16 protein-coding genes are annotated in these 13771 nt (G+C 64.2%); 15 read left to right on the plus strand and 1 reads right to left on the minus strand.

The genetic code is table 11. The annotated features are described in order from the left end of the window. Positions 1-17: 17 nt before the first annotated feature. From EOA13_RS28600 to EOA13_RS28660, 13 genes are all read left to right on the plus strand, one after another. Positions 18-683, plus strand: coding sequence for an amino acid ABC transporter permease (locus EOA13_RS28600; protein WP_023810937.1), 666 nt, complete (start codon positions 18-20; stop codon positions 681-683). Between the two features lies 1 nt (position 684). Next, positions 685-1335 (plus strand): amino acid ABC transporter permease, encoded by a 651-nt coding sequence (locus EOA13_RS28605; protein ID WP_127296864.1) that lies wholly within the window; start codon positions 685-687, stop codon positions 1333-1335. Positions 1336-1337: 2 nt separating this feature from the next. Next, the gene (locus tag EOA13_RS28610; RefSeq protein ID WP_127272345.1) at positions 1338-2132 is read left to right on the plus strand and encodes an amino acid ABC transporter ATP-binding protein; all 795 of its coding nucleotides are present in this window, start codon (positions 1338-1340) and stop codon (positions 2130-2132) included. Positions 2133-2170: 38 nt separating this feature from the next. After that, positions 2171-2632 carry a RidA family protein gene (locus EOA13_RS28615; RefSeq protein WP_023810934.1) on the plus strand — a complete coding sequence of 154 codons (462 nt, stop codon included), beginning with the start codon at positions 2171-2173 and terminating at the stop codon, positions 2630-2632. A gap of 25 nt (positions 2633-2657) precedes the next feature. After that, positions 2658-3863 carry an aminotransferase class V-fold PLP-dependent enzyme gene (locus EOA13_RS28620; RefSeq protein ID WP_127296865.1) on the plus strand — a complete coding sequence of 402 codons (1206 nt, stop codon included), beginning with the start codon at positions 2658-2660 and terminating at the stop codon, positions 3861-3863. 218 nt (positions 3864-4081) lie between these two features. Then, a complete protein-coding gene (locus EOA13_RS28625) occupies positions 4082-5071 on the plus strand; it encodes a TIM barrel protein (RefSeq protein WP_127296866.1) in 990 nt (329 codons plus the stop codon). Positions 5072-5132: 61 nt separating this feature from the next. Then, a complete protein-coding gene (locus tag EOA13_RS28630) occupies positions 5133-6185 on the plus strand; it encodes a substrate-binding domain-containing protein (RefSeq protein ID WP_127296867.1) in 1053 nt (350 codons plus the stop codon). 69 nt (positions 6186-6254) lie between these two features. Next, positions 6255-7772 carry a sugar ABC transporter ATP-binding protein gene (locus EOA13_RS28635; protein WP_127296868.1) on the plus strand — a complete coding sequence of 506 codons (1518 nt, stop codon included), beginning with the start codon at positions 6255-6257 and terminating at the stop codon, positions 7770-7772. Positions 7773-7777: 5 nt separating this feature from the next. Further along, on the plus strand, positions 7778-8746 hold the full coding sequence (locus EOA13_RS28640; protein WP_127296869.1) for an ABC transporter permease: 969 nt from the start codon (positions 7778-7780) through the stop codon (positions 8744-8746). Next, complete coding sequence (locus EOA13_RS28645; protein WP_127296870.1) at positions 8743-9618, plus strand: MurR/RpiR family transcriptional regulator; 876 nt, start codon at positions 8743-8745, stop codon at positions 9616-9618. The genes EOA13_RS28640 and EOA13_RS28645 overlap by 4 nt, the downstream gene beginning before the upstream one ends. Next, positions 9615-10508 (plus strand): ribokinase, encoded by an 894-nt coding sequence (locus EOA13_RS28650; RefSeq protein WP_127296871.1) that lies wholly within the window; start codon positions 9615-9617, stop codon positions 10506-10508. The genes EOA13_RS28645 and EOA13_RS28650 overlap by 4 nt, the downstream gene beginning before the upstream one ends. 101 nt (positions 10509-10609) lie before the next feature. After that, on the plus strand, positions 10610-11107 hold the full coding sequence (gene purE, locus EOA13_RS28655; RefSeq protein ID WP_127296872.1) for a 5-(carboxyamino)imidazole ribonucleotide mutase: 498 nt from the start codon (positions 10610-10612) through the stop codon (positions 11105-11107). Continuing rightward, complete coding sequence (locus EOA13_RS28660; RefSeq protein ID WP_127296873.1) at positions 11104-12183, plus strand: 5-(carboxyamino)imidazole ribonucleotide synthase; 1080 nt, start codon at positions 11104-11106, stop codon at positions 12181-12183. The genes purE and EOA13_RS28660 overlap by 4 nt, the downstream gene beginning before the upstream one ends. Before the next feature lie 6 nt (positions 12184-12189). On the opposite strand, the gene EOA13_RS28665 is transcribed toward EOA13_RS28660, so the two are convergent. Continuing rightward, a complete protein-coding gene (locus EOA13_RS28665; RefSeq protein ID WP_127296874.1) occupies positions 12190-12612 on the minus strand; it encodes a lysozyme inhibitor LprI family protein in 423 nt (140 codons plus the stop codon). A gap of 241 nt (positions 12613-12853) precedes the next feature. On the opposite strand from EOA13_RS28665, the gene ykgO reads away from it, so the two are divergent. Together ykgO and EOA13_RS28675 are read left to right on the plus strand one after the other, a co-directional pair. Further along, complete coding sequence (gene ykgO, locus EOA13_RS28670) at positions 12854-12979, plus strand: type B 50S ribosomal protein L36 (RefSeq protein ID WP_006327841.1); 126 nt, start codon at positions 12854-12856, stop codon at positions 12977-12979. A 111-nt stretch (positions 12980-13090) separates the two neighbouring features. Then, a complete protein-coding gene (locus EOA13_RS28675; protein ID WP_127296875.1) occupies positions 13091-13696 on the plus strand; it encodes a hypothetical protein in 606 nt (201 codons plus the stop codon). Positions 13697-13771 lie beyond the last annotated feature (75 nt).

The raw sequence follows: 13771 nt of genomic DNA on the forward strand, positions 1-13771 counted from the left end.
GGCACTGAGGCGGACGCATGGGCTATGCCCTTAATTTCAACCTGATCTGGCGGCACTTCGACAAGCTGTGGGGAGGACTGCTGCTCAGTCTCGAGCTCGCCGTCATATCGATCGCCATCGGCACCGTCATCGGCCTGGTTCTGGCGGTCTGGTACGTGTCTGCCGGACGCATCGTGCGCACCATCATCGCCGCCTACGTCGAATTCATCCGCAACGTGCCGCTGATCCTGCTCGTCTACCTCGTCTTCTACGGCCTGCCGACAGTCGTCGACATCGCCTACAGCGCGCCGACCTCATTCGTCGTCACGCTGTCGCTCTATAGCGGCGCCTATCTGGTCGAGGTGTTTCGCTCCGGGCTCGAAGCCGTTCCGCGCGGACAGCTGGACGCCGGCAAGGCAATCGGCCTGACGCCCTGGCAAAGGCTGCTCAACGTGCGCCTGCCGACCATGCTGCGCATCACCTTGCCGGCATTGTCCAACACCTTCATATCGCTGTTCAAGGACACCTCCGTCGCCTCGGTCATTTCGGTGCCGGAGCTGACCTATGGCGCCCAGTGGATCAACTTCAACACCTTCCGCATCGTCGAGGTCTATCTCGTGGTCACGGCGATGTATCTGGTGACCGGCTACATCTTGCTTTTTGCGCTTCGGCTTGTCGAGCGCCGGTTCAGGGCGGCGCGCTGACATGCTGACCCAGATCGCCTATGCCTTGCCTTTCCTCGCCCAGGGCTTTGCCCTGACACTGTGGGTATCCCTGCTGGTCGTGGTGTTTTCTCTGATCGCCGGCGTGATCATGGGCGTCGGTCTGGTCTATGGCCCCGTGCCGTTGCAATGGGCCGTGCGCATCTTCAGCGACACCATCCGCGGTATCCCGATCCTGGTGCTCATCTTCTTTGTCTATTACGGACTGCCGGCCGTCGGGCTTCATCTGCCGTCGTTCTGGGCCGCCGTGCTGGCGCTGACCCTGTTCAAGACGGCGCAGGTCGTCGAATATCTCAGGGGTGCGGTCGGCTCCATTCCGAAGGGTCAGTCCGAGGCGGCAATGGCTATCGGACTGACCTTTCGCCAGCGCCTGGCCTACGTCATCTTCCCGCAGGCGTTCAGGCGCTTCCTGCCGCCCTGGATCAACGGCGTCACCGATGCGGTCAAGGGCAGCGCGCTGGTATCGCTGCTCGGCATCACCGACCTGATGCAGGCCATCAACCAGGTCATCGGCCGCACCTACGAGGCCATGCCGCTCTATATTCTCGGCGCGCTCATCTACTTCGCGGTCAACTATGCCCTTTCGCTCGCCAGCCGGCGGCTCGAACGGCGTTTCTCCTTCATCCGGGAATAGCAATGTCCACAAGTCCGAAAAACACCCCGGCCCTTCTCGACGTTCAGGACGTTTCCAAAGCCTTTGGGACCGTCCAGGTCCTGCGTTCGGTCAGCCTGCAGGTGGCGAAGGGGGAGGTGGTGACGGTCATCGGCCCCTCCGGCAGCGGCAAAACCACGCTGCTGCGTTGCGTCAATTTTCTCGAAAGCTATGACAGTGGTTCGATTCGCATCGACGGCAAGGAGGTCGGTTTTCGCGAAGCCGGAACCCGCCAGCGTCGCAGCGAACGCGATCTCGCCGCGATGCGCGCCGAGACCGGCATGGTGTTCCAGAGCTTCAACCTCTTTCCGCACCTGACAGCCGCCGGCAACATCATGCTTGGCCTCACCAAGGTGCGCGGCAAGAGCAACGCCGAAGCGCGCACCATCGCCGAACACTGGCTCGGCCGGGTCGGCCTCGCCCACAAGGCCGACAGCCTGCCCGCCGAACTGTCCGGCGGCCAGCAGCAGCGCGTCGGCATTGCCCGCGCCGTGGCCATGGGGCCGAAGATCCTGCTTCTCGACGAGATAACCTCCGCGCTCGACCCGGAACTGGTCGGCGAGGTGCTTGAGGTCGTGCGCAGCCTGGCCGAGGACGGCATGACGATGGTCATGGTCACGCACGAAATGGCCTTTGCCCGAGATGCCTCGAGCCGCATCATCTTCATGGCCGATGGCGGCGTCAGCGCGGCCGGTCCACCCGCCGAAATCCTGGCAGCCGACACCGACAATGAGCGCCTGCGCACCTTCCTGGCACGCTTCCGCGCCTCGCATTTCTAGAACGGGACAGCCAACGCTGTCGCAAGGAGCCTTCTTTCATGACGCCTTATATCCGGCTCGCCGCGTTGGGCCTGACGCTGCCCGAGCCGCCGACCCCGATCGCCAACTTCGTCACCCATGCCGAAAGCGGCCGGCTGATCTTCCTGTCCGGCCAGGGGCCGCTGCGCACCGATGGCACACTGTTCACCGGCAAGGTAGGAGACGATGTCACCGTCGAGCAGGCCTATGGCCATGCCCGCCTCACCGGCCTCAACCTGCTCGCCGTCATGCACGCAGCCACCGGCGATCTTGGCCGGATCGTGCGCATCGTCAAGCTGCTCGGCTTCGTCAACGCCATACCGACCTTCAGCGACCATCCGAAAGTGGTCAATGGCTGTTCCGACCTGTTTGCCGATGTGTTCGACAGAATCGGCGGCCATGCCCGCTCGGCGATCGGCGTCGGCTCCTTGCCTGGAAACATCACCGTTGAAATCGAGGCGGTTGTCGAGATCGCCGCCTGACCTTTAGAAGAATGGAATCCGAGAGATGAAAACTACTTCCACCGACGGCTCCAACACCACCATCCGCGAACGGCTCGGCCTTCGCCCGATCATCAATGTCTCCGGCACGATGACCGCGCTCGGCGCGTCGATCATTGTCCCCGAAGCGATCAGCGCCATGGCGGAAATGGCCTCGCAATGGGTGGAAATGGATGACCTGCAACGTGCCGCAAGCACGATCGTCGCGCGCCTGACCGGCGGCGAGGCCGGTTTCATCACTGCCTGCTGCGCCAGCGGCATCACCATGGCGATCGCCGGTGCGATGACGGGGACCAATCTGCTCGCCATCGAGCGGCTGCCTGATAACACGGAAGGCCTCAAGTCGGAGGTCATCGTCCAGCTCGGCCACATCGTCAACTATGGTGCGCCGATCGACCAGTCGGTCCGGCTGGCGGGCGCCAGGGTCGTGCCGGCCGGCACGGTCAGCGTGACGCAGGACTATCATGTGCGCGACGCGATCAACGACCGCACGGCGGCGGGCCTCTATGTCGTTGCGCACCACACCGTGCAGTATGGCATGCTGTCGCTGGAGGAATTCTGCGAGATCTGCCACGCCAGGGGTGTCCCGGTGATCGTGGATGCGGCTTCAGAGTATGATCTGCGCGACTTCCTCGCGCGCGGCGCCGACATTGTCATCTACAGCGGCCACAAATTCCTGAGCGGGCCGACCAGCGGCATCGTCACCGGCCGCAAGGATCTGGTTCGCGCCGCTTATCTGCAGAACCGCGGCGTCGCTCGCGCCATGAAGGTCGGCAAGGAAAGCATCGCCGGCACCATGGCCGCACTGGAAGCCTGGGAAAAGCGCGACCATGCCGGCATCCGCCGCCGCGAAGACGCCGCGCTCAACCTGTGGAAGGACACGTTGCACGGGCTGCCGGGCGTCATCGCGCAGATCATCCCGGATCCGACCGCCAACCCTCTGGATCGGCTTCAGATTTTTGTACTGCCCGAAAGCCGGTTCACGGCGGCCGGTCTCACCTCGGCATTGGCGACGGGCTCGCCGCCGATTATCGTGCGCAACCACGAGGTGGAGCGCGGCCATTTCTTCCTCGACCCCTGCAATCTTCATCCCGGCGAGGCCGAGATCGTCGCCGAACGGTTGCGCGCCATATTGACCGCCAAGGACCGCCCGGCCGATGCGATGAAAGTCTCCCGCAAGGATTCGTCCGGCGTCTTACGCTGGCCAGATTGAACACCCGGCGAATCGCGACCTGAAATGCGCCGGCCGTAACCAGCACGCGCCATCATGCGCCTACTGCCCTGACGGGCTCTCCAGGGCACCGGCCAGGAAACTGCCGGCTCCCTCTGCGCGCCCTGGCGGGTCCAGCTTGGCGGCTGCTTCACAACTTTTCAACAATAACTTTACAAATATCTATATTTGTGTGAAGTCATGGCGATAAAGGATCGCTCATGACAGCCAACCGTTTCGCCACGCGCCTGAATTCCTTTGCCTCGCGGCCGCAGGCAGAATGGCCTGATCTCATCGGCAAGCCGTCGCTGCTGCAGATGGCGGCGCGCGCCGCCAAGGTCGAGGGGCTTACCGATCTCGATCTCAACTTTCCTGACCACGTCGGTGAAAAGCCCGCGGAAATCACCCTGAAACTGAGCGATCTTGGGCTTTCCATCAATGGCTTTGCCATGCGCTACTACTCCAACCCTGCCTTCAAGCTCGGCGCCTTCACCAATCCGGATCCGGCGGTGCGCCGCGAGGCCATCGACCTGACCAAGGCCGGCATTGATGCCGTGCGTGAGGCCGGCGCCAGCCTGATGACGCTGTGGCTCGGCCAGGATGGCTTCGACTACGCCTTCCAGGCCGACTATTCGACGCTTTGGCAACACGAAATTGATGGGATTCGTGAAGTTGCGGCACATGATCCCGACTGTCAGATCAGCCTTGAATACAAACCGAACGAACCACGCTCCTACAGCCTGATGCCGGATGCGGCGACGACCTTGCTGGCGATCCGCGATGTCGGCCTGCCCAATCTCGGCGTCACGCTCGATTTCGCTCATGTGCTCTACGCCGACGAACAGCCGGCCTTTGCCGCAGCCCTGGTGGCGCGTCACAGCAAGCTGCTCGGCGTGCACCTGAACGACGGCTACGCCAAGCGCGACGACGGCCTGATGGTCGGCGCGGTGCACACGCTGCAGACCATCGAGCTGCTCAGGCAGATTCGCCGCGACGGTTACGCCGGCGCCATCTATTTCGACACGTTCCCCGATATGACCGGGCTCGATCCGGTGCGCGAGTGCGAAGTCAACATCGCCACCGTCAAGCGCATGCTGCGCGTCGTCGACCGGCTGGAGCAGGACAATCGCCTGTCCGCCGCCATGGACAGCCAGGACGCGGTGACGTCGCAGGCCATCATCCAGGAAATCATGCTCGGACCGGACAGCTGAGGCGCGGTCGGGCCATCACCGTTTTCAACAAGGCCAGATCTTTTAACCAGGGAGGAATACAATGAAACTTCTGCTTGCTGCCGCTACCGCCGCACTGATGGCGCTCTCGATCGGCTCTGCCTTTGCCGCCGACCTCGCGCCGCTCAATTCCGACACGGAAAAGGACCGCATCGACTGGTCGCAGGTCGAGGCTAAATTCGGCGCGTTCCCCAAGCTGCCCGAAGGCACCAAGGCAGGCGCGGTCTCCAAGACGCTGACCAATGAATACTGGCGCTCGCTGGGCGAGGGCTACACGGCATTCGGCGCCAAGGTCGGCGTTCCCGTCGTCTATCAGGCAGCGCAGAGCGAGGGCGACCAGCTCGGCCAGCTCACCATCGCCGAAGGCCTGGTGACGCAGGGCTATAACGTGCTGCTCGTCTCGCCGCAGACGGATGCCAATCTGCAGCCGATCATGGAGCAGGCCAAGGCCGCCAACGTGCCGGTGGTCAACGTCAATGACGCCGTCATCCCGCAGGCCGAGCACTATGTCGGCAATGTCCAACGCGACAATGGCGTGCGCGTCGCCAAATGGTTCATCAAGAATCGTCCGAATGGCGGCAAGGTCGCCATCGTCGAAGGCCAGGCCGGCGTCTATGCCGCCGTGCAGCGCACCGACGGCTTCAAGTCGACCATCACCGAGGAAGGCAAGTTCGAGGTCGTCGCCAGCGTTCCCGGCAACTGGGATCGCCAGACCTCCTATGACGCGGCCACCAACATCCTGCAGCAGCACCCCGACCTGGTCGGCTTCTATGCCAACAATGACGGCATGGCGCTGGGCATCGTCGAGGCGGTCAAGGCCGCCGGCCTGCAGGACAAGGTTGCGGTCTTCGGCACCGACGGCATTTCCGACGCCTATGCCTCGATCCGCGCCGGCGAACTGACCGGCACGGTCGACAGCTTCCCGGTGCTGACCGGCGAAGTGGCGTTGGAAACAGCTCTGCGTCTCGTCGCGGGACAGAAGCTGCCGCGCGTTGTCGCCACGCCGCAGGCGCTGATCACCAAGGACAATGCCGACCGCTATTCCGGCACCGGCGCGCGCAAGGCCCTGCTCGAGGACGCGGCAGCGGGCCAATAAGGCTAATCGGCGGGTGCCGGCCAGAGCAATTCGCTGCCGGCCGGCACTCTTGCCCGGAGATAGAACCCGATGTCACCCCGGCTGCAATTCAAGGGCATTTCCAAGCTGTTTCCGGCCGTACGGGCGCTCCACGAGGTGTCACTCTCGGTCGGGGCCGGTGAAATCCACGGCCTGCTCGGCGAAAACGGCGCCGGCAAGTCGACGCTGCTGCGCGTCCTGTCTGGCGTCTACAGGCCGACAGCGGGAAGCATCCTCATCGACGGCAAGCCGGTTACACTCGCCAACCCGGTCGCCGCACGCGCTGCGGGCGTCGCCATGATCCATCAGGAATTGCAGCAGGTACCGCGCCTCAGCGTCGCCCAGAACATGTTCCTCGGCCATCCGCTGACGCGCGGCGGTATCTTCGTCGCCCGGCGCGAGCAAGAGCGCCGTGCTGCGGATGCTCTTGCGGCCATTGATCCCTCCATCGATCCGGCGGCACCCCTTGGTACCCTGAAGGTGGCGCAGCGGCAGATCGTCGAGATCGCTCGCGCGCTGCTCGATCGCGCCCGCATCGTCGCCATGGACGAGCCGACATCGAGCCTGACGCCGAAAGAATTCGAACGGCTGGCGCAAGTCATCACCGGCCTCGCCCGCGACGGCGTCGCGGTCGTCTATGTCTCGCACAAGCTGGACGAGGTGTTCGGTATCTGCCGGCGCGCCACCATCATGCGCGATGGCGTCGTCGTCGATTCCGTCGATCTGAAAGACCAGTCGGAGAAAGCGGTCGTGGCGATGATGGTCGGCCGCGAACTGGCGCAGGAACACCATAATTCCCATGCCACGAACAAGGTCATGCTGAGCGCGCGTGGCCTCTCTTCGGCGACGAAGGTGCGCAACGTGTCGTTCAATCTGCATCGCGGCGAGGTGCTGGGCATTGCCGGCCTGGTCGGTTCCGGCCGCACTGAACTTTTGCGGCTCTTGGCCGGCGCCGATCGCGCCACGGCCGGGACGATTGCAATCGACGGCAAGGCGGCGCGCTTCGCCAGCCCGCGCGATGCGATTGCCGCCGGCGTCGGACTGGTGCCGGAGGAGCGCAAACGCGAAGGCATCGTGCCGCTGCGCTCGATCACCAGCAACATGGCGTTGGCCTCGATGGGTGTGTTCGCATCGCGCGGTCTCATCGATCACGCCAGGTTGAAACACGTGGCCGTCGAGAAGATGAGCCGTGTCAACCTGCGGCCGTTTCTGCTCGACCGGCCGATTCGCCTGTTCAGCGGCGGCAACCAGCAGAAGGCGATCATCGGCCGCTGGCTGGCGGCGGGAACCCGCATCCTCTTGTTCGACGAACCGACGCGCGGCATCGACGCCGGCGCCAAGGCGGAGATCTATCATCTGATCGAGGAACTCGCCGCCGAAGGCCATGCCGTGATCGTCGTCTCCTCCGAGCTCCCCGAAGTGATACGGCTTGCCGACCGCGTGCTGGTCATGCGCGACGGCACGATCGCGGCCGAACTCCACAGAGACGATATCAGCGAACAGGCGATCGCGGCGCACGCCATCCCGCAAACGCAAACGCCGGCCGCGCAGCAGGCAAGGCAGAGGTGACGGATATGTCGGATACCACTCTGGTGCGGCCGCGGGCCGAATTCCTGCGCGGTGTTTCCATGCGCGACGCCGGCACGCTGATCGGCCTTGTCGTGATCCTGGCCGTATTCGGCGCGCTGGTGTCCGGCTTCTTCGCCGAGCGCAACCTGATCAACATCCTGCAGCAGTCGAGCATCAATGCCTGTCTCGCACTCGGCATGACGCTGGTCATCATCTCCGGCGGCATCGACCTGTCGGTCGGGCCGACGGCGGCACTCTCGGCCGTCATCTCGGCCTCTATGATGGTCGCCGGCGTGCCGTTTCCGCTGGCCATCGCCGCCGGCTTCGCCATTGGCCTTGCCTGCGGCCTCGTCAACGGCGTGCTCGTCGCCTATGTCGGGCTGCAGCCCTTCATCGTCACATTGGGGACGCTCAGCACCTACCGGGCGCTGGCACTGATCTACACCGGCGGCAATCCGGTTCTGGGCCTGCCCGCGGGGTTCCGCGCCATCTTGAACGGATCGCTGTTTGGATTGCCTCTGGCGGTCGTCATCGTTGCCTGCGTGGCTGTCGTCGCCTGGGTCGTTTTGAAGAAGACGCCCTTCGGCGAATATCTGCTTGCCGTCGGCGGCAACGAGGAGGCGGCCTACATCGCCGGCGTGCCGATTGCCCGCACCAAGATCGCCGCCTACATGATCTCAGGCCTGCTGGCAGCGCTTGCCGCGCAGATCCTGATCGGCCGGCTCGGCGCCGCCGAGCCCATCCTCGGCAATCTCTGGGAACTCGACGCCATCGCGGCTGCCGCCATCGGCGGCGCCTCGCTGATGGGCGGCAAGGGCAGCATCGTCGGCACCATCCTGGGCGCTATCATCCTCGGCGCCATGCGCAACGGTTTGACGCTGATGAACGTCCAGTCCTTCTATCAGCTTTTGGCAACTGGTCTTATAATCCTCGCCGCGATGCTTATCGATCGCGTGACGAGGGGGCGTGGATGACCTTGAGCGGGCTGGACCTGAAAGCGGTAGGACCGCGCATCCGCATGATGATGCCGCATCTCACCCCGTTGGAGGCGAAGGTGGTGGAAACCGTCTTCGGCCGGCGCGGCTTCGACGAGAGCATTCCGCTGAAGCAGATCGCCGAAGAGTCTGGCGTGTCCGAGGCGATGGTGGTCAAGATCGCCAAGAAGCTAGGCTTTTCCGGCTATCGCGACTTCCGCACCGCCGTCTATGAATACAGTCGCCTGCCGACCGCCGAGATGCATCAGGAACTGTCGTCCGACGACAGTTCGGCCGAGATCGTGCAGAAGGTGTTCCGCACCTCCATCCAGGCACTGGAGGAGACGCTGGCGATCCTCGATATCGAGGATTTCGACCGCGCCGCCGATCTTCTCTACCGTGCGAAGAGCCGGGATTTTTATGGCGTCGGCGGCTCGGCGCAGATTGCCCGCGATGTCTCGCACAAGTTTCTGCGCATCGGCATCCGCGCATCGGTCTACGACGATTCGCACATGATGCTGATGTCGGCCTCGCTGCTCGGCGGCGACGACATCGCCGTCGGCTTCTCGCATTCGGGCAACACGTCGGCCGTCATCGACGCCATCCAGCTGGCCCGCAAGAACGGTGCCCGCACGCTGGCCATCACCAATTACGACAACTCGCCGCTGGCTGCGGTCGCCGACATCGTGCTTTGCTCGACCGCGCAAGGGTCGCCGCTGATGGGCGAGAACGCAGCGGCGCGCATTGCCCAGCTCAACATCCTCGACGCGCTGTTCGTGGCGGTAGCGCAGCGCGATTATCAGGCGGCGGAGCGCAACCTCGGCCGCACCATGTCGGCGGTGACATCGAAACGAAAAGACCGGGGCTCATGACGACATCGCCGCTGGTCACCGTGTTCGGCAGCTTGCACTACGACATCATGGTCGACGCGCCCGACCGCCCACGCAAGGGCGAGACGGTGACCGGCCATGCCTGGCACCCGAAATGCGGCGGCAAGGGCGGCAACCAGGCTGTTTCGGCGGCGCGGGCCGGCGTGCGCGCGGCGATGATCGGCGCCGTCGGCGACGATGATTTCGGGCGGGCGTTGCTGGCCAATCTCGATCGCGCGGTGGTCGACCACCGCTTCGTGCGGGTGGCCGCTGGTGCCGGCTCCGGCATGAGCGTGGCGATCTTCGACGCGGGCGGCGACTATGGCGCGGTGATCGTCTCAGGCAGCAATCTGACACTGGGCCATGCCGACATTGCCTCTGCTTCCGGTGTGATGGCCCAAACGGCAGTGCTTTTGTTACAGAACGAAGTGCCGGAAGCCGGCAACATTGCCGCCGCACGCGCCGTCAAAGCACGGGGCGGCCGCGTCGTGCTCAACGCGGCCCCCGCGCGCAAACTCTCCGACGAGTTGATCGCCCTGGTCGACATATTGGTGGTCAACGCAATCGAGGCGGAATTCCTGGCTGGCACAGCAGTGGTCGAGACGCTGGACGGGGCCGCACAAGCCGCACGGCTGCTGGCCGATCTTTATCCGGTGGCAATTGTCACGGCGGGCGGCGAGGGCGTCGCCTGTTGCGATCGGAGCGGCGAGGCCTTTGCTCTGTCCGCCATCCCGGTCAAGGTCGCCAGCACGCATGGCGCCGGCGATGAATTCGTTGGCGCGCTGGCCGCGGGACTTGCCCGTGGGCAGGCCATGCGGGCGGCCATCACCGCCGCCAACGCGGCTTCGGCCTTGCTTGTCTCTACGCCGGAGGCCGAGCGCAACGGCATCTGATGGCCTGATTCAACTTTGCCAAAGAGCCGCGGCGGCCGCCTATCCTTGCGGCTTGGCGCGAATTCCGCTAAGGCGCGCCTTTGTCGCCGGGGAACACGGACTTGGACGATCAACGCGCCGACGTCGCCATCATCATGGGCAGCCAGTCCGACTGGGCGACGATGCGCCATGCCGCCGAAACGCTGGAAGCACTCGGCATCCCGCACAAGCGGCTGATCATCTCCGCGCATCGCACGCCGGACCGGCTCTATGATTTCGCCAAGGGCGCCAAGGCAGCGGGTTATCAGGTAATCATAGCCGGCGCCGGCGGTGCGGCGCACCTGCCCGGCATGACGGCGGCGATGACGCCGTTGCCGGTGTTCGGCGTGCCGGTGGAATCGAAAGCGCTTTCCGGGCAGGATTCGCTGCTGTCCATTGTCCAGATGCCGGCCGGCATTCCCGTGGGCACGCTGGCCATCGGCAAGGCTGGCGCCGCCAACGCAGCCCTTCTGGCCGCTGCCGTGCTGGCCCTGAACGATGACAGCCTTGCCGTCCGTCTCGATGCCTGGCGCGCCGCGCAGACCGCCAAGGTCGCGACCGAACCGACGGATACGCCGTGAGCCTGCCCGCCGGATCGACCATTGGCATCATTGGCGGCGGCCAGCTCGGCCGCATGCTGGCTGTTGCTGCCGCCCGCCTCGGCTACCGCACCGTGGTGCTGGAGCCGCAAGCGGATTGCCCGGCCGCACAGGTCGCCAACCGGCAGATAACAGCCGCCTATGACGACAAGGCTGCCCTTGCCGAACTGGCAGCGTCGAGTTCCGTCGTCACCTACGAGTTCGAGAACGTTCCGGTCGCGGCGGCCAGCGCGCTGGCCGCCAAGGTTCCGGTCTATCCGCCGGCGCGTGCGCTGGAAGTGGCGCAAGACCGGGTGGGCGAAAAAACATTCCTCAACGGCATCGGCATTGCCACCGCCGATTTCCACGCCGTCGACAATGATGACGAGCTGACGGCGGCGCTCAAGGCGTTCGACGGCAGCGGCATCCTGAAGACGCGCCGCATGGGCTATGACGGCAAGGGCCAGCGCGTCTTCCGCAACATGGAAGTCGGCGGCTTCGCCGGCACCTGCGAGGCGATGGGCAATGTGCCGCTGATCCTGGAGTCCTTCGTGCCGTTCGAGCGCGAGATCTCGGTGATCGCGGCGCGTGGGCTGGACGGTGCGGTCGTCGCCTACGATCCAGCCGAGAATATCCATCGCAACGGCATTCTCCACACATCGACCTTGCCGGCCCGCGTAAGGCTCGAAACGGCGCAAGCCGCACGAACGGCGGCATCGAAGGTCCTGTCGGCGCTGGACTATGTCGGCGTCATCGGTGTCGAGTTCTTCGTACTGGCGGACGGCTCGCTGCTGGCCAACGAGATCGCGCCGCGCGTGCACAATTCCGGCCATTGGACGGAAGCCGCCTGTATCGTTTCGCAGTTCGAGCAGCATATCCGCGCCATCGCCGGCCTGCCGCTCGGCAGCCCGGACCGCCACTCCGACTGCGTGATGGAGAACCTGATCGGCGACGATGTGCTGCGCGTCCCTGAGCTTCTCGCCGAGCCCGATCTGATGCTGCATCTCTACGGCAAGGCCGAAGCGCGGCCCGGCCGCAAGATGGGTCATTTCACTCGGATCAGCCGTCGCGCCTCATAAGGTTGCCTACTGCACGTCGTCGCTCTCGTCCTGCCCTGGATTGGCGCAACTCACATCACCTTCCTCGCAATTGGCCGCGGCAGCGAGCTGCTTGACGCGATCATTGGTCAATCTGGTCAGGCATTGCGAAACTTCCATCGAATGGATCGATCCGCCTTCGCTGGCGGCGGTGGAATGCGCGCACTCGGCATCGCGAAAAGCGATCCAGGCGCGTTGCGCCACCTGCAGCAATCTCTTGCCGCCGGCATCATCCGAGCTGGTGAGATCCTGATAGGCCTTGTTAAGCTTGGCGTCGGCCGCCTGATAGTCTTCGCCGGCACAGATGTTCATCATCTGCTGGCTGTCGTCGCTGCGGTCGCATTCCTGCGCGCGCGCAACCGAAGCTGCCGCCAGCAGGACAAGGCAGGCGGACACGAACATTCGGCGCATGGTTCTCTCCAAATCACTTCAAGGCGACCGCATCATCCCAGCCGGCCCAGGGCCGCGCAATGCCGCCAGACCGACATGGCGGATAATTGATGACAGGGACGATTCACAGCCGCTATGGAGCACGCTTGCGGTTGACAGGGACAAGGCTCCTCGTTTATGAGCCTCCCACAGTTCAAAGGCGCGTCTTCTGGCGCGCCTTAAAATTTCGACCCGGACCGGGTCCACACCGACAGGCAAGACCATGAAGATCAAGAATTCGCTCAAGGCGCTGAAGGCGCGTCACCGCGACAACCAGCTGGTTCGCCGCAAGGGCCGCGTCTACATCATCAACAAGACCGCCCCGCGCTACAAGGCACGCCAGGGCTGAGTTTTCGGGCAGGAGGCTGTTGCCTCCGCCCATTTGATGCTTGTTGCCGCCTGCCGGCCTTTCACGCCAAATTCAGTTTGACGTTCCGTCGCCTGGGACTAGAGTCCGGCGATGCGGATTCTTTTTGCATTTTTGACATCTCTGCTTGTTTCCGGCGTCATTTATGGCCCGGCATGGGCGGATGATGCTGTCGCGCCGCCGGCCACTCAGGACGCGCCGCCCGCCGCATCGACGAAACAAGCCCGCCTCGATCAGCTGTTCAGCGACCTGAAACGCGAGCGCAACGAAAAGGCAGCCGAGCGCATCGCCGGCAACATCTGGGGCGAGTGGTCGCAATCCGGCAGCGCCTCGATCGACCTGATGATGCAATGGTCGCAAAAAGCCGTCGAGGGCCAGAAGTTCGACGTCGCGCTCGATTTCCTCGACCAGGTGGTGACTTTGCAGCCGACTTATGCCGAAGGCTGGAACCGGCGTGCCACCGTCCATTTCATGATGAAGAACTACGGCAAGTCGATGTCCGACATCGACCATACGCTGCAGCTCGAGCCGCGCCACTTCGGTGCGCTGTCCGGCCTGGCGCAGATCATGGCGCTGACCGGCCACAAGCAATCGGCGCTCGAGGCCTGGCAAAAGGTGCTGGCCATCTATCCGATGATGCGCAGCGCCCAGGACCAGGTCGGCACGATTTCGGAGGAACTTGCCGGTGAAGGCATTTGATTGCTCTAGGGGAGTAGGGGAATAAGGCAGTAGGGGCAGATTGTACCTGCGGAACACACCCCTACTCCCCCACTC

Origin of the sequence: Mesorhizobium sp. M7A.F.Ca.US.011.01.1.1, from assembly GCF_003998295.1 — a bacterium.
In the GTDB taxonomy this organism is placed as follows: Bacteria; Pseudomonadota; Alphaproteobacteria; order Rhizobiales; family Rhizobiaceae; genus Mesorhizobium.